General features: G+C 66.1%; 14 protein-coding genes and 2 tRNA genes. 11 read left to right on the forward strand and 5 right to left on the reverse strand.

Annotation, left to right across the window (positions count from 1 at the left end; genetic code table 11):
• Positions 1–21 precede the first annotated feature (21 nt).
• From ACFOLG_RS09785 to ACFOLG_RS09795, 3 genes are all read right to left on the reverse strand, one after another.
• Positions 22–765, reverse strand: a complete 744-nt coding sequence (locus ACFOLG_RS09785) for a polyamine aminopropyltransferase (protein ID WP_386091753.1) — start codon at positions 763–765, stop codon at positions 22–24.
• A 46-nt stretch (positions 766–811) separates the two neighbouring features.
• A complete protein-coding gene (gene ttcA / locus ACFOLG_RS09790) occupies positions 812–1,792 on the reverse strand; it encodes a tRNA 2-thiocytidine(32) synthetase TtcA (protein ID WP_386091283.1) in 981 nt (326 codons plus the stop codon).
• Positions 1,793–1,914: 122 nt separating this feature from the next.
• On the reverse strand, positions 1,915–2,667 hold the full coding sequence (locus ACFOLG_RS09795) for a pteridine reductase (RefSeq protein ID WP_386091285.1): 753 nt from the start codon (positions 2,665–2,667) through the stop codon (positions 1,915–1,917).
• A gap of 117 nt (positions 2,668–2,784) precedes the next feature.
• On the opposite strand from ACFOLG_RS09795, the gene ACFOLG_RS09800 reads away from it, so the two are divergent.
• From ACFOLG_RS09800 to ACFOLG_RS09810, 3 genes are all read left to right on the forward strand, one after another.
• Positions 2,785–3,939 carry a class I SAM-dependent methyltransferase gene (locus ACFOLG_RS09800; protein WP_386091287.1) on the forward strand — a complete coding sequence of 385 codons (1,155 nt, stop codon included), beginning with the start codon at positions 2,785–2,787 and terminating at the stop codon, positions 3,937–3,939.
• 101 nt (positions 3,940–4,040) lie between these two features.
• Positions 4,041–4,117 (forward strand) — tRNA-Met (locus tag ACFOLG_RS09805).
• A gap of 35 nt (positions 4,118–4,152) precedes the next feature.
• A tRNA-Met gene (locus ACFOLG_RS09810) sits at positions 4,153–4,229 on the forward strand.
• A 201-nt stretch (positions 4,230–4,430) separates the two neighbouring features.
• Here the strand turns inward: ACFOLG_RS09810 and ACFOLG_RS09815 are convergent.
• Positions 4,431–5,552: a DmpA family aminopeptidase gene (locus ACFOLG_RS09815; RefSeq protein ID WP_386091289.1), complete on the reverse strand. Its 1,122-nt coding sequence runs from the start codon at positions 5,550–5,552 to the stop codon at positions 4,431–4,433.
• A gap of 14 nt (positions 5,553–5,566) precedes the next feature.
• Complete coding sequence (locus ACFOLG_RS09820; RefSeq protein WP_386091291.1) at positions 5,567–6,940, reverse strand: APC family permease; 1,374 nt, start codon at positions 6,938–6,940, stop codon at positions 5,567–5,569.
• A gap of 115 nt (positions 6,941–7,055) precedes the next feature.
• Between ACFOLG_RS09820 and ACFOLG_RS09825 the strand changes: the two genes are divergently transcribed.
• The 8 genes from ACFOLG_RS09825 to lnt all read left to right on the forward strand — a co-directional run bounded on the left by ACFOLG_RS09825 (position 7,056) and on the right by lnt (position 14,809).
• Positions 7,056–7,844 carry a helix-turn-helix transcriptional regulator gene (locus ACFOLG_RS09825; RefSeq protein ID WP_386091293.1) on the forward strand — a complete coding sequence of 263 codons (789 nt, stop codon included), beginning with the start codon at positions 7,056–7,058 and terminating at the stop codon, positions 7,842–7,844.
• A gap of 97 nt (positions 7,845–7,941) precedes the next feature.
• Complete coding sequence (locus tag ACFOLG_RS09830) at positions 7,942–9,132, forward strand: cation:proton antiporter domain-containing protein (protein ID WP_386091295.1); 1,191 nt, start codon at positions 7,942–7,944, stop codon at positions 9,130–9,132.
• Between the two features lie 132 nt (positions 9,133–9,264).
• The gene (gene miaB / locus ACFOLG_RS09835) at positions 9,265–10,599 is read left to right on the forward strand and encodes a tRNA (N6-isopentenyl adenosine(37)-C2)-methylthiotransferase MiaB (RefSeq protein ID WP_386091297.1); all 1,335 of its coding nucleotides are present in this window, start codon (positions 9,265–9,267) and stop codon (positions 10,597–10,599) included.
• A 23-nt stretch (positions 10,600–10,622) separates the two neighbouring features.
• Positions 10,623–10,988, forward strand: coding sequence for a hypothetical protein (locus ACFOLG_RS09840; RefSeq protein ID WP_386091299.1), 366 nt, complete (start codon positions 10,623–10,625; stop codon positions 10,986–10,988).
• Positions 10,985–11,953 (forward strand): PhoH family protein, encoded by a 969-nt coding sequence (locus ACFOLG_RS09845; RefSeq protein ID WP_386091301.1) that lies wholly within the window; start codon positions 10,985–10,987, stop codon positions 11,951–11,953. The genes ACFOLG_RS09840 and ACFOLG_RS09845 overlap by 4 nt, the downstream gene beginning before the upstream one ends.
• Complete coding sequence (gene ybeY, locus ACFOLG_RS09850) at positions 11,934–12,443, forward strand: rRNA maturation RNase YbeY (RefSeq protein WP_386091303.1); 510 nt, start codon at positions 11,934–11,936, stop codon at positions 12,441–12,443. Before ACFOLG_RS09845 ends, ybeY begins: the two co-directional genes overlap by 20 nt.
• A 12-nt stretch (positions 12,444–12,455) precedes the next feature.
• A complete protein-coding gene (locus ACFOLG_RS09855) occupies positions 12,456–13,295 on the forward strand; it encodes an HlyC/CorC family transporter (RefSeq protein WP_386091305.1) in 840 nt (279 codons plus the stop codon).
• 2 nt (positions 13,296–13,297) lie between these two features.
• Positions 13,298–14,809 carry an apolipoprotein N-acyltransferase gene (gene lnt / locus ACFOLG_RS09860; protein WP_386091307.1) on the forward strand — a complete coding sequence of 504 codons (1,512 nt, stop codon included), beginning with the start codon at positions 13,298–13,300 and terminating at the stop codon, positions 14,807–14,809.
• Positions 14,810–14,848: the final 39 nt, after the last annotated feature.

Consider the following 14,848-nt stretch of genomic DNA (forward strand, 5'->3'; position numbering starts at 1 on the left):
CCAGCTTGTCGCGCGCTGCCGTCACAGCAGCAGGCGGTTATTACTGTGCAGATTCACATCCTTCATGCGGCTGACAAAGTCGCAGAACTCCAGGCCGAAGCGGCCTTCCAGTTCGTCGGCCTTGCTTTCCAGCGCCTCCCAGCCCAGCGGCGACGGGGTCTGCTTGAACGCCATCACCGCCATATTGCCGTGGCTGACCGCCGGCAGTTCCAGCACGCGGCCTTCGAACACCGCCAGCAGCCGCTCCACGAACTGCTGGTAGCGCTTGTCGCCGCTCCACCAGTTGGTGACGAACACGCCGTTCGGGGTCAGCGCGCGGTGGCAGTCCTCGAAAAACGCCTCGGTGGTCAGCTCGTCGACGATCTGCAGCCCGTCGAAGCCGTCCACCAGGATCACGTCGGTGGACTCGCGGAACACCTTCACGTACTCGGCGCCGTCGGCCTCGATGATCTCGAAGAAGTCGCCCTCTTCCGGCAGCTGGAAGAAGGAGCGCGCCACCGCGATCACCTGCGGGTTGATGTCCACCGCCACACTCACCGCGTCCGGCAGGTATTCGTCGATCCAGCGCGCGAACGAGCCGCCGCCAAGGCCGATCTGCAGGATGTGGCGCGGGTCGTCCTGCCACAGCAGGAAGGCCATCATCGCGCGGCTGTAGGACAGCACCAGGTCGGCCGGCTCGTCCAGGTTCATCGAACTCTGGATGGTTTCCGAGCCCAGGTGCAGCGAGCGGATGTTGTCGGCCTCGGAGATTTCCACCTCCGGCATGGCATCCACCCCCTTGCGCACGCGGCGGCGGAACGGGTGCAGGGCTCTATGCGCCACAGCTGTCTCCAGCCTTGGGGCGCGAATCCAGGATGCTGATGGTGCGGCGCGGCGCGGCGGCCGGCGGCGCATCCTCGTCATCCTCGGCCAGCGCCACCGGGTCGCGGAATTCTTCCTTGTCGAAGGCGGTATCGCCGCCCTCGAACGGGGCATCGCCGGTCTGCAGGCCAGCAAAGTCGAACAGGCCGGTATCGGCCAGGTGTGACGGCACCACGTTCTGCATGGCGCGGAACATGCTCTCCACCCGACCCGGGAAGCGCTTGTCCCAGTCGTTGACCATCTCCTTCACCACCTGGCGCTGCAGGTTGGGCTGCGAGCCGCACAGGTTACACGGGATGATGGGGAACTCGCGTAACGTGGCGTAGCGCTCGATGTCCTTCTCGCGGCAGTAGGCCAGCGGGCGGATCACCATGTGCTTACCGTCGTCGGACACCAGCTTGGGCGGCATGGCCTTGAGCTTGCCGCCGTAGAACATGTTGAGGAAGAAGGTGTGCAGGATGTCGTCGCGGTGGTGGCCCAGCGCGATCTTGGTGGCGCCCAGCTCGTCGGCTACGCGGTACAGGATGCCGCGGCGCAGGCGCGAGCACAGGCTGCAGGTGGTCTTGCCTTCCGGCACCAGGCGCTTGACGATGCTGTAGGTGTCTTCCTCGACGATGCGGTATTCCACGCCGATGGATTGCAGGTACTGCGGCAGCACGTGCTCGGGGAAGCCCGGCTGTTTCTGGTCCAGGTTCACCGCCACGATGGAGAAATTGATCGGCGCCGACTTCTGCAGCCCCAGCAGGATGTCCAGCAGGGTGTAGCTGTCCTTGCCGCCGGAGAGGCACACCATCACGCGGTCGCCCTCTTCGATCATGTTGAAGTCGTTGATGGCGTCGCCTACATGGTGACGCAGGCGCTTGCTGAGTTTGTTGCCTTCGAAGCTGGCCTTTTTGGCCTTCGTGTCGGCGTCGCGGAGTTGTTCGGACATGGGGTACGGCTAAGAAATTGAAAAACCGGCTATTTTAGTCCGATCACGACGGTTTTTGCCATGCGGCGGCCAATTTTTTGCAGGGCAGCAAAGGTTGGCCGCAGGCGGCGGCCAGCGCACGGCTACAGCACCACGCTGCGGCCGCCGTCCACCGCCAGGATCTGGCCGTTGACGTAGTCGGTATCGAACAGCAGGAAGGCCACCGCGCGGGCGATGTCTTCCGGCTGGCCGGCGCGCGCCAGCGGAATCGACGCCTCGATCGCCGCGCGCTCGCCGGCATCGAACGACAGGTCGCTTTCCGGCCACAAATTCACCCCCGGCGACACGCCGTTGACGCGCACCAGCGGCGCCAGCTCCACCGCCAGGCTGCGGATCAGCTGCGCGTGGCCGGCCTTGGCCAGGCTGTACACCAGGTGGCGCTTCATCGGCCGCTCGGCATGGATATCGACGATGCCGACGATGGCGCCGCGGCTGGCCGCCAGGTAGCTGGCCGCCGCCTGTGCCAGAAACAGCGGCGCCTTGAGATTGCTGCCCAGCAGATCGAACCAGTCCTGCTCGCGGATGGCGCCGATTTCGGTGGGGTAGAAGCTGGAGGCGTTGTTGACCAGGCCGTCGAGGCGGCCGAAGGCGGCATGGGCGTCGTCCACCAGCCGCGGCAGCGCCGCGGTGTCCAGCAGATCGGCCTGCAGCAGCACCGCCGAGCCGGGACGGGCGGCGTTCAGCTCTGCGGCCAACGTTTCCGCCGCCTGGCGCGAGCCGCGGTAGTGCAACACCAGCCGCGCGCCACGGCCATGCAGATGGCGCGCAATGCCCGCGCCCACCCGCTTGGCCGCGCCGGTAATCAGCACCACCTTGTCATGAACTTCCGCCTGCATGCACATTCCCCTTGCTCTCTGCTTGGCGACAACGCGCCGATTAGCGACAATTCCCGCCATTTTAACGCGAACCCGCGCCAGAAAATGGCCGCGCGTTCCGCCCTGCGAGTTTTTACCATGTCCCTGCCCGAAGCTTCCGCCGACGCGCTGGCTGTCAGCCAGACCCTGGCCCGCACCATCGCCGCCGAAATTGCCGCCCGCGACGGCTGGATGCCGTTCTCGCGCTATATGGAGCTGGCGCTGTACGCGCCGGGCCTCGGCTACTACACCGCCGGCAGCCGCAAGTTCGGCGAGGCCGGCGACTTCATCACCGCACCGGAGCTCACCCCGCTGTTCGCGCAGTGCCTGGCGCGCCAGCTGGCCGAACTGCTGCCGCAGACCGCCGGCCACATCGTGGAATTCGGCGCCGGCAGCGGCCGCCTGGCCGCCGACCTGCTGCTGGCGCTGCAGGAACTGGGCTGCGCGCCGGCCAGCTACAGCATCGTCGACCTGTCGCCGGACTTGATCGAACGCCAGCGCGAAACCATCGCCACCCTGCCGCCAACGTTGGCCGCCAAGGTGCGCTGGCTGCCGGCGCTGCCGGACAGCGTGGACGGCATCCTGCTGGGCAACGAAGTGCTGGACGCCATGCCGGTGGAGCTGGTGCTGCGCAATGCCGACAAGCAGCTGCAGCAGCGCGGCGTCACCGTGCGCGACGGCGCGCTGGCCTATGCAGACCGCGAGATTGCCGAGCCGCAGCTCAAGGCGCTGGCGGACAGCCTGCTGCCGCAGATTCCGGACTACGTCAGCGAGATCAGCCTGGCCAATCGCGCCTTCATCCGCACCCTGGCCGGGGTGCTGAGCCGCGGCGCCATGCTGATGATCGACTACGGCCACAGCGCCGGCGAGTACTACCACCCGGAGCGCAGCATGGGCACCCTGCTCGGCCACTACCGCCACCACACGCTGCACGACCCGTTCTACCTGCCGGGGCTGATGGACCTCACCACGCATGTGGATTTCAGCGCCGTGGCGCAGGCCGGCATCGACGCCGGGCTGGAGCTGATCGGCTACACCAGCCAGGCGCAGTTCCTGGTCAATGCCGGCATCACCGGCCTGCTGTCGCACCTGGATGCAGCCAACATCAAGGACTACCTGCCGGTGGCCAAGGCGGCGCAGCGGCTGCTGTCACCACAGGAAATGGGCGAAACCTTCAAGGTGATCGGCTTTGGCAAACAGGTGGGAATCGACTGGCTGGGCTTCAGCCACGGCGACCGCTGCTACACGCTGTAAACGTGTGCCATAGACCATCGGCCGGTACTCTGCAGAAATAGTTGACACCCCGGAATCGGCTGCGTATAGTTCGCAACCTCGATGCCAACGCATCGAAATGTGGCGAATTAGCTCAGTTGGTTAGAGCGACGGAATCATAATCCGCAGGTCCGGGGTTCGAGTCCCTGATTCGCCACCACAGTTTACCGGGACAGTGCCTTGGCAACGTCTCACGGCGAATTAGCTCAGTTGGTTAGAGCGACGGAATCATAATCCGCAGGTCCGGGGTTCGAGTCCCTGATTCGCCACCAGTTAAAAAAGCCAGCTCATCGAGCTGGCTTTTTTGCATTCCGGCCACGTCGGTTGGCCAGCATCGGCCGGGATATCTGCAGCCAAGCCGCTGCCAGCAGCATGCCACACCAGCCTGCCGCAAAAAAAAAGCCAGCTTAACCAGCTGGCTTTTTTTATCCCCCCGGGCCGGCCGCCCGCAGGCGCCTTCCCGGTGGCATCGTCTACGCGGCGCGCCAGCCCAGCTCGCGCAGCGCCACCAGCAAGGCATCATGCGGCAATGCCCTGGCCTGGTGGCCGCCGTTACCGGCGACATCTTCCGCCGCCAGCAGCGCGTTGATGATCGCCTCTTCCACTGCCTCGGCCGCGGCCTCGAACAACGGCGAGATGTGATCCGGCCGCACCATCTCTACCTGCTGAGTAAACGCCCCCTGCTGCGCGTAGTCGGCCACCGGCAACTGCTGATTGCCGGTGGCAAAGGCCAGGAAGATATCGCCACTGGAGTCCTCGGTGCCGCCGCCGGTGCGGGCGATGCCCAGCGAGGCGCGTTGCGCCAGCCGGCGGCACTGCTCCGGCAACAGCGGCGCGTCGGTGGCCAGCACCACCACGATGGAGCCCATGCCCGGCTGCGGCAGCCGCCGCTGGCTGAACGGCGACGGAATGACATCATCGCCCAGCATGCGGCCAACCTGGTAGCCCTGCACCAGCAGCGAGCCGCGCTTGCCGTGGTTGGCCTGCACCAGCGCGCCCACCGTCCAGCCGCCCTGCGCGCCGGCCAGCCGACGCGAGGCGGTACCGATGCCGCCCTTGAACTCGTGGCAGATCATGCCGCTGCCGCCGCCAACATTGCCTTCTGCCGGCAAGCCGCCGTGTACCGCCGCCTGCGCCTCGGCGACGTGCTCTGCCTCGACGTGGAAGCCGTTGATGTCGTTGAGCAGACCGTCGAAAGTTTCCATCACCACCGGCATGGTCCAGTACACCGCGTCGCCTGCGGCCAACTGCTGCCGCTCCTGCCGGATCAGGCTGTCGCGCACCACGCCGACGCTGTGGGTGTTGGTGATGGCGATCGGCGTAGTCAGCATGCCGGCCTCGCGTATCCACTCCAGGCCGGTGGCATCGCCGTTGCCGTTGAGCACATGTACGCCGGCAAAGCACGGCGCCAGCCGGGCGGCGCCGGGGCGCGGCTCGATCACGGTCACACCGGTGCAGGCGCGGCGGCCATGCTCCAGCTCCTTGCGCACCGAGGCATGCCCCACCCGTACGCCCGGCACATCGGTAATGGCATTCAGCGGCCCGGGCGTGCCCTGGCCAATGCGGATCCCCAGTTCTGTTGCACGTTTTTTCATCTTGCTTTGCTTTCCTATTGCGCCGAAGTGGCCAGTTGCGGGTTCTTGCCTTGCAGCCGGTCGAGCAACAGCCCGCCGACGATGATGGCCGCCACGATCAGGAAGTCGCGCAGCGGTGCATCCAGCAGGATCGCCCACAGGGTGTATACCGTGCCGGCAATCGCCAGCAGCGCCGGCAGCGGCCACCACGGCATGGTGTAAGGGTGATCGATATCCGTACGACGGCGGCTGCACAGTGCCGCCACCCCCATCGCCAGATAGGAGATCAGGATCATGATGACCGTGAAGGAGGTCAGTTCCGCCAGGCTGGAATTGAAGGTCAGCAGCGCCGAAGGCACTGCGAACAGCAGGGTGGCGATCCACGGCGTGCCAAAACGCGGATGCAGCCGCACCAGCGCCGCATTCACCCGCCCCGGCCACATGCCGTCGCGGCCACTGGCAAACAGGAAGCGACTGCTCTGCAGCACGATGGCGATGATGGCGTTGAACACCGACAGGAAAATGCCGGCACTCACCACCCGTGCCAGCAGCGGTGAACCGAGGCTGCTCACCACATAGCTGATCGGGTCGGGCTGGCGGGCCAGCTCCTGCAGCGAGGGCGCGCCCAGCAGCAGCGCCGTCATCGGCAGCAATTCCACCAGCACCACGATGCCCAGGCTGAGCAATACCGCCCGCGCCATCGCCCGCCCGCCCTGGTGCCGCTCATGCATATCCTCCGCCAGGTAGATGGCGCCGCCAAAACCGTTGTAGGAGAACATGGCGCTGCCGATCACCGCCGCGATCACCGGCGCCGACACCGCAGTCAGCACCCCGTTGCTGTCGGCCATTACCGGCTGCAGCAGCAGCGATACCGGCTGGTGCGGCTGGCCAAAGCCCAGCCAGGCGATCAGCGCCAGCACCAGCACCTCCACCCCCAGAAACAGCCCGGTCACCAGCGCATTCAGCTTGATATCCAGGATGCCGATCGCGTAGCACAGCACCACTACCCCCAGCGCCACAGCGGCGCTGTCGAACTGCGTGCCCAAGGCGGAATTGAGATAGGCGGCGGCACCGGTGGCCAGCACTGCCGGGATGAACAGCAGCATGCACAGCACGAACAGATACATCTGCAAGCCGGCCAGCCGGCCGAACAGGCGCCGGAAGATGACGTACTCGCCGCCGGCGTTAGGGTGGGCCGCGCCCAGTTCGGCATAACAGAGGGCGTAGGTCACCGCCAGCACGGCCGCCAGCACGAAAGACAGAAAAGCCCCGGTGCCGGCGGCATGAATGGCAAACGGTGCAATCACGAAGATGGAACTGGCCGGTGTCACGCCGGACACCGTAATCATGACGACGTCGGTGACACTGAGTGACCGCCGCAGTCCGCTGCTGCTGGTTTGGTTTGACACGATCTCTTTCTCCTGTTGTATTCAGACCCTTCTTAGCCGATCTGTGCGCCCAGTGTAGGCAGCGCATCCCGGCGGCCCAATTACCAACACGGGTTAACTCTCAGGGGTTACTGGCATGGAAGGCTTATTGAAAGAGCTGCCGCTGCATCACGGCCTGGCGCTGCTGTTCGAGCAGCTGGGCAGTTCGCGTTTCTGGCGCAGCCTGGCATTGCAGCTGCAGCGCATCGTGCCGTGCGACAACGCGCTGGCGGTGTGTTTCCACGCCCAGCAAGCGCCGCTGATCCTGGAAGAATGCAGCTTTGGCACCACGCTAGCCTCGCCCATGCCGCTGTACTGCCAGGGCCTGTACTTGCTGGACCCGTTCTACCAGCTGGCGTGCGAACCGTTTGCCGATGGCCTGCACCACCTGCCGGACATCGCCCCCGACCAGTTCCGCCAGAGTACCTATTACCTGGACTACCACAGCCAGGAAGTCGGCCAGGATGAAGTGCAGTACCTGCTGCGCCTGAACGACAGCCAGGTGCTGTCGCTGTCGCTGGGCGGCAGCCGCGCGTTCACCCCCGCAGAGCTGGGGCGGCTGCGAGTGGTGCAGGACTGGGTGCTGGCCGCCATGAAGCGCCACTGGCAGTTGCAGGCAACAGCGCCGGCCAGCCCGCGCACCGGCCTGGCCGACCAGCTGGCGCCGATGCTGGAGCAGTTCGGCCGCGATTGCCTGTCGGAGCGCGAAGCCGAAATTGCCCGCCTGACACTGCGCGGCCTGTCCAGCAAGGCCATTGCCCAGCAGCTGGCGATCTCGCCGGAAACCGTCAAGGTGCACCGCCGCAATATGTACGCCAAACTGGGCGTGGCCAACCACTCCGAGCTGTTCAACCGCTTCATCAGCCAGCTCAGCCAGGCCGGCTGAGCGCGCCGGCAGCCGATTCCTGCCATTTTGCATGCCGGCCAGGAACTCTGCCCGGCGGCCAACCTCGTATTCCAATAAACGAAAACAGGGAGGCATCATGCACGCAACACCGCTCATCACCACCCTTGTCGCGGCCCTGGTAGCGGCCTTCGCCCTCGGCGCCGTGGCACTGAAACTGCGCCTGCCGCCGCTACTGGGCTACCTGGCCGCCGGCATCATCATCGGCCCGTTCACCCCGGGCTTCGTCGCTAACGGCCACCTGGCGTCCGAGCTGGCCGAGCTGGGCGTGATCCTGCTGATGTTCGGCGTCGGCCTGCATTTTTCCATCGGCGACCTGCTGGCGGTGCGGCGCATCGCCCTGCCCGGCGCCATCGCGCAGATCGCGGTGGCGATTGCGCTGGGCTGCGGCCTGGCCACCCTGCTTAACTGGCCGCTGGCCGAGGGCCTGCTGTTCGGCATGGCGCTGTCGGTGGCCAGCACCGTGGTGCTGCTCAAGTCGCTGGAGGAGCACGCGCGGCTGGAAACCCCGGCCGGCAAGGTGGCGGTGGGCTGGCTGGTGACCGAGGACATCGCCACCATTCTGGCGCTGGTACTGATCCCGGCCATCGCTGGCAACGATGCGGCCAACCTTGACGATTCGCTGCAGGCCATCCTGCTGACGCTGGGCAAGGTGGCGGCCTTCGTGGCGGTGATGATGCTGGTGGGGCAGAAGGTGATTCCGTGGATGCTGGAAAAGATCGTCTACACCGGCAGCCGCGAGATGTTCCGCCTCGGGGTGCTGGCCACCGCGCTGGGCGTGGCCTACGGCGCCAGCGCACTGTTCGAGGTGTCGTTCGCGCTGGGCGCCTTCTTCGCCGGCACCGTGCTGGCCGGCTCGCCGTTCAGCCACCGCGCCGCCGAGGAGGCGATGCCGCTGCGCGATGCGTTCGCGGTGCTGTTCTTCGTCGCCGCCGGCATGCTGTTCGACCCGCGCGTACTGCTGGACGACCTGCCGGCGGTGCTGGCCACCGTGGCGATCATCATCGTCGGCAAGGGGTTGGCCGCATGGTGGCTGATGGCGGCGCTGCGCCAGCCGCGCGCAGACCGCTGGCTGATCGCCGCCAGCCTGGCGCAGATCGGCGAGTTCTCCTTCATCCTCGCCGGGCTGGGGCTGCAGCTGGAACTGCTGTCCAGCCGCGGCCACGCGCTGATCATGGCCGGCGCCATCCTGTCCATCCTGCTCAATCCCTTCGTGTTCAAACTGGCGCTGCGCCGTGGCGGCGCCACTGCGACCAGCCCGGCGCTGTGATAAACTCGCGCGCAACACATTCATTTGCCAGCGAAAAAGCCCGCCTCCCCGTAAAGAGCGGTGCGGCCAACGCTGGCCTTTCTTTTTGCGGCAGGCCCCGCCTGCCCGGTTTATTCGCAGACAAAAGCAGGCATGAAAAAGGTTTACATCAAGACATTCGGCTGCCAGATGAACGAGTACGACTCGGACAAGATGGTGGACGTGCTGGGCAGCAGCGAAGGCATGATCAAGACCGATAACCCGGAAGACGCCGACGTTATCCTGTTCAACACCTGCAGCGTGCGCGAAAAAGCGCAGGAAAAAGTGTTTTCCGACCTGGGCCGCATCCGCCCGCTGAAAGAGGCGCGCCCGGAGCTGATCATCGGCGTCGGCGGCTGCGTGGCGTCGCAGGAAGGCGACACCATCGTCAAGCGCGCGCCGTACGTGGACGTGGTGTTCGGCCCGCAGACCCTGCACCGCCTGCCGGAGCTGATCAAGAACCGCCAGGACAGCGGCAGCGCGCAGGTGGACATCTCCTTCCCCGAGATCGAGAAGTTCGACCACATCCCGCCGGCCAAGGTGGAAGGCAGCGCCGCCGCGGTGTCGATCATGGAAGGCTGTTCCAAGTACTGCTCGTTCTGCGTGGTGCCATACACCCGCGGCGAGGAAGTGTCGCGCCCGTTCGAGGACGTGCTCACCGAGATCGCCGGCCTCACCGCGCAGGGGGTGAAGGAGATCACCCTGCTGGGGCAGAACGTCAACGCCTACCGCGGCGTGATGGCCGATGGCGACATCGCCGACTTCGCCATGCTGCTGGAGTACGTGCACGAGATTCCCGGTGTGGAGCGCCTGCGCTTCACCACCAGCCACCCGCGCGAATTCAGCCAGCGCATCATCGACTGCTACGGCAAGCTGCCGAAACTGGTGTCGCACCTGCACCTGCCGGTGCAGAGCGGCTGCGACCGCGTGCTGAGCGCGATGAAGCGCGGCTACACCGCGCTGGAATACAAGTCCATCATCCGCAAGCTGCGCGCGCTGCGCCCGGAGCTGTGCCTGTCGTCCGACTTCATCGTCGGCTTTCCCGGCGAGAGCGAGGCCGACTTCGAGCAGACGCTGAAACTGGTGCAGGATCTGGCGTTCGACTTCAGCTATGTGTTCATCTACAGCCCGCGCCCGGGCACTCCGGCGGCCAACCTGGTGGACGACACCCCGCACAGCGAGAAGGTGCGCCGGCTGGAGCTGCTTAACGAGGTGATCGAGGCCCGCGGCTTCGAGATCAACCAGAGCATGGTGGGCAGCGTACAGCGCGTGCTGGTGCAGGCTATCTCCAAGAAAGACCCGAACATGCTGGCCGGCCGCACCGCCAACAACCGCGTGGTGAACTTCTATGGCCAGCCGCGCCTGATCAACCAGCTCGTCGACGTGGTCATCACCGAAGCCTTCCCGCATTCGCTGGGCGGCGAGGTGCTGATCAGCGAGACGGCATGAGGCCGTCCAGGCCGGGAGCCGGCATGAAACGCCTGCTGCACCCTCTTCTCGTCGCCGGCCTGCTGGCCGGCTGTGCCAGCGCCGCCGACGATGACGGCTTTATCGCCAGCGATCCGGCGACGCTGGATTGCGCCGGCCTGGCACGCCAGCAGCAGCGCAGCGAGGCGCGCCTGCGCCAGCTGCAGGCGGCCAACCCCGACGTGCAGATGAACATCGGCCTGGGCAGCAGCATCGGCAGCCACGGCAGTATCGGGCTGTCGATTCCGCTGCCGATGGGCCAGCTGCGCCGCCCGGAGCAGGAAATCGCGGCGCTTGAACAATACCAGTCCCGCCTACGACAATGGCAGCAACAGAAACACTGCCCGGAAGCCTCCCTCAAGACGCCATGAGCGACCAACACAGCTGCAACTACCAGTTCACCCCGGTGGACAACGAACGTCTGGCCCGCCTCTGCGGCCCACTGGACGAGAACCTCAAGCAGATCGAAACCGGGCTGGATGTCAGCATCCAGCGCCGCGCCGAGCAGTTCAGCATCCGTGGCACCCAGGCCACCCGCGCGCTGCTGCTGCTGCAGCGCTTCTACAGCCTGGCGGAAAAGCGCGAGCTGAACGTGCGCGACATCCAGCTGGGGCTGGTGGAAGCACGCCAGGACAACCCGCAGGATGACGACACGCCGCCGCTGGCCACCCGCCGCCGCGACCTGAAAGGCCGCACCCCGCGCCAGAGCAGCTACATCAAGCAGATCTTCGCCCACGACGTCACCTTCGGCATCGGCCCGGCCGGTACCGGCAAGACCTACCTGGCGGTGGCCTGTGCGGTGGACGCCATGGAGCGCGAGGCGGTGAAGCGCATCGTGCTGGTGCGCCCGGCGGTGGAGGCCGGCGAGAAGCTGGGCTTCCTGCCCGGCGACCTGGCGCAGAAGGTGGACCCGTACCTGCGCCCGCTGTACGACGCGCTATACGACCTGATGGGCTTCGACAAGGTGGCGCGGCTGTTCGAGAAGAACCTGATCGAGATCGCACCGCTGGCCTATATGCGCGGCCGCACGCTGAACAACGCCTTCATCATCCTGGACGAGGCGCAGAACACCACGCCGGAGCAGATGAAGATGTTCCTCACCCGCATCGGTTTCGGCTCCAAGGCGGTGATCACCGGCGACGTGACGCAGATCGACCTGGCCCGCCACCAGAAGAGCGGGCTGGTGGAAGTCGAGCGCATCCTGCAGGACGTGCGCGGCATCCATTTCCATCACTTCAACAGCGAAGACGTGGTGCGCCATCCACTGGTGCAGAAGATCGTCGACGCCTACGACCGATATCAAAGCAAGTACGACAATGAAACAAGCCAAACGTAATCCCCTACTGCAAAGGTTGGCCGCACGGCTGGAACTGAGCCTGGAAGACCGCCTGGAACAAGAGCAGCCGCTGCCGGACGGCAAACTGTGGCGCCGCTGGTGCCAGACCGCGCTGCAAAGCGGTGTGCAGCGGGCACAGATCTCGCTAGTGGTGGTGGACGAAGCGGAAGGCCGCGCGCTGAACCGCGACTACCGCAGCAAGGACTACGCCACCAATGTGCTGAGCTTCGCCCTGAACGAGGGCGACAGCGTGACCGGCCTGCCGCTGTTCGGCGATCTGGTATTCTGCGCGCCGGTGGTAGCACGCGAAGCCGCCGAGCAGGGCAAGACACTGGAGGCGCACTACGCCCACCTCACCGTGCACGGCATGTTGCACCTGCAAGGCTTCGACCACGAAGCCGACGACGAAGCCGAGGCGATGGAAGCGCTTGAAAGCGCCATCCTCGCCAAGTTAGGCTATGCCGACCCTTACGCCGCCGAAAAGGCCTGACCCATCGCCATCATGGAAGATTCCAGTAAACCCGCGCCGAACTGGTTCGAGCGCCTGCTGAACCGTTTTACCCACGAGCCGGAAGACCGCGAGGAGCTGAAAGCGCAGCTGCACGCCGCCTTCGAGCGCAACCTGCTGGACGCCGAGGCGCTGGCGATGATCGAGGGCGTGCTGTCGTTCTCGGAGCGCACGGTGCGCGAAATCATGGTGCAGCGCAGCCAGATGGACGTGATCAGCCTGGACGATCCGATGGCCAGCCTGCTGCCGCGGGTGATCGAGCTCGGCCATTCGCGCTTTCCGGTGATCGGCGACGACAAGGACGACGTCAAGGGCATCCTGCTGACCAAGGACCTGCTGCGCTACTTCCTGGCGCCGCAGGACTTCAACCTCAAGGCCATGCTGCGCCCGGTGGTGTTCGTGCCGGAAAGCAAGCGCGTGGACAGCCTGCTGCGCGAGTTCCGCGCCACCAAGACGCATATGGCGATCGCGGTGGATGAATACGGCGGCGTGTCCGGCCTGGTGACCATCGAGGACGTGCTGGAAGAAATCGTCGGCGACATCGACGACGAGCACGACCTGATCGAATCGGAAGAAAACATCGTGCCGGTACGCGGCGGCCGCTTCCGTGTGCTGGCCACCACCACGGTGGAAGACTTCAACGACTTCTTCGAATGCGCGCTGCCGGACGACGAGGTGGACACCATCGGCGGCCTGGTCACCGCCAACCTGGGCTACGTGCCGGTGCGCGGCGAAGGGCTGCAGCTGGACGGCTGGCACTTCACCGTGATCCGCGCCGACAGCCGCCGCCTGCAGGCGCTGCTGGTGGAGCGCCGCGGCCCGTCGCAGGACTAAGCATGCTGCAACAACTTGCCTGGCTGCTGCTGACACTGCTCAGCGGCACCGCCACGGTGCTGGCCTACGCACCGTATCGCCTGTTCTTCCTGATGCCGCTGTGCATGGCACTGCTGCTGTGGCTGGTACAACGTTGGCCGCAACGTGCGTTTGCCAGCGCCTGGCTGTGGGGGCTCAGCGCCTACTGCGGCCAGTTCTACTGGATCTACATCAGCCTGCACGACATCGCCGGCATGCCGTCGCCGCTGGCCGGCGGCATGACCGTGCTGCTGCCCGCCTACCTGGCGCTGTACCCGGCGCTGGCCTGCCACCTCAGCGTGCGCATGCACAGCCAGCCGCTGCTGCGCGGCCTGCTGTTTGCCGCCGCCTGGACGCTGAGCGAATGGCTGCGCAGCTGGATGCTGACCGGCTTCCCCTGGGGCGCCGCCGGCTACAGCCAGATCACCGAAAGCCCGCTGGCCGGTTACGCGCCGCTGGGCGGCATCCACCTGGTGACGTTCGCGGTGGCGCTCAGCGCCGCGTTGCTGTTGCTGCTGTGGCAGCTGCCACGCCGCGGCCAACTGGCGGCCGCACTGCTGCTGCTGGCGCTGTGGGTGGGCGGCAACCAGTTCAAGCAACAGCAGTGGACACAGAACAGCGGCGCGCCGCTGACGGTGGCGCTGCTGCAGGGCAATATCCCGCAGTCGCTGAAATGGGATCCGGCCACCTTCGAATTCACCCTCGCCACCTACTACCGCATGGTGGTGCAGGCGCCGCCGGCCCAGCTGCTGCTGCTGCCGGAAACCGCGCTGCCGGTGTTTCTGGAGGACATGCCCTCCGGCTACCTGACCATGATCAACTCCGCCGCCGCGCTGAAAAACAGCGCGCTGGTCACCGGCCTGCCGCGGCGCACGCCGGACGGCCGCGGCTATCTCAACGCGGTAGTGGCGCTGAACCAGCCGCAGCAGCCGTACTACGCCAAGAACCACCTGGTGCCGTTCGGCGAATTCATCCCGCTGCCGGCGCTGACCAGCTGGATCTACCAGTTCATGCACATGCCGCTGTCCGGCTTCACCCCCGGCGGCGAGCGGCAAGCACCGCTGGCGATTGCCGGCCAGCGCATTGCCTTCAATGTCTGCTACGAAGACGGCTTCGGCGAGGAACTGATCGGCCCGGCCGCCGACGCCAGCATCCTGGCCAACGTCAGCAACCTGGCCTGGTTCGGCAAGAGCAATGCCATGAGCCAGCACCTGCAGCTGTCGCAGGCGCGGGCGCTGGAAACCGGCCGCCCGATGCTGCGCAGCACCAATACCGGCATGACCGCGGTGATCGACCACCACGGCGAAGTGATTGCCGTGGCGGCACCGGATACCCGCCAGACGCTGACGGCCAGCGTGCAGGGCCGCCGCGGGCTGACCCCGTACATGCGCCATGGCAACCTGCCGGTGCTGCTCGGCTGCGCCGCGCTGCTGCTGCTGGGCTGCGGCCTGGGCTTGTGGCAGCGGCGACAACAGCAGCAGCTGCTGGAGAGCTGAGCCGGCCGTGACATAAAAAAGGCGTTCCCAGCCGGGAAC

It is taken from the genome of Vogesella facilis (genome assembly GCF_042648525.1).
GTDB lineage: Bacteria > Pseudomonadota > Gammaproteobacteria > Burkholderiales > Chromobacteriaceae > Vogesella > Vogesella facilis.

Coding starts and splice junctions, on each gene's coding strand:
- ACFOLG_RS09825 (WP_386091293.1), top strand. CDS start 7,056: ATGGAAGGCTTATTGAAAGAGCTGCCGCTGCATCACGGCCTGGCGCTG.
- ACFOLG_RS09795 (WP_386091285.1), bottom strand. CDS start 2,667: ATGCAGGCGGAAGTTCATGACAAGGTGGTGCTGATTACCGGCGCGGCC.
- ACFOLG_RS09855 (WP_386091305.1), top strand. CDS start 12,456: ATGGAAGATTCCAGTAAACCCGCGCCGAACTGGTTCGAGCGCCTGCTG.
- ACFOLG_RS09840 (WP_386091299.1), top strand. CDS start 10,623: ATGAAACGCCTGCTGCACCCTCTTCTCGTCGCCGGCCTGCTGGCCGGC.
- ACFOLG_RS09845 (WP_386091301.1), top strand. CDS start 10,985: ATGAGCGACCAACACAGCTGCAACTACCAGTTCACCCCGGTGGACAAC.
- ACFOLG_RS09815 (WP_386091289.1), bottom strand. CDS start 5,552: ATGAAAAAACGTGCAACAGAACTGGGGATCCGCATTGGCCAGGGCACG.
- lnt (WP_386091307.1), top strand. CDS start 13,298: ATGCTGCAACAACTTGCCTGGCTGCTGCTGACACTGCTCAGCGGCACC.
- ACFOLG_RS09830 (WP_386091295.1), top strand. CDS start 7,942: ATGCACGCAACACCGCTCATCACCACCCTTGTCGCGGCCCTGGTAGCG.
- ybeY (WP_386091303.1), top strand. CDS start 11,934: ATGAAACAAGCCAAACGTAATCCCCTACTGCAAAGGTTGGCCGCACGG.
- ttcA (WP_386091283.1), bottom strand. CDS start 1,792: ATGTCCGAACAACTCCGCGACGCCGACACGAAGGCCAAAAAGGCCAGC.
- miaB (WP_386091297.1), top strand. CDS start 9,265: ATGAAAAAGGTTTACATCAAGACATTCGGCTGCCAGATGAACGAGTAC.
- ACFOLG_RS09785 (WP_386091753.1), bottom strand. CDS start 765: ATGCCGGAGGTGGAAATCTCCGAGGCCGACAACATCCGCTCGCTGCAC.
- ACFOLG_RS09800 (WP_386091287.1), top strand. CDS start 2,785: ATGTCCCTGCCCGAAGCTTCCGCCGACGCGCTGGCTGTCAGCCAGACC.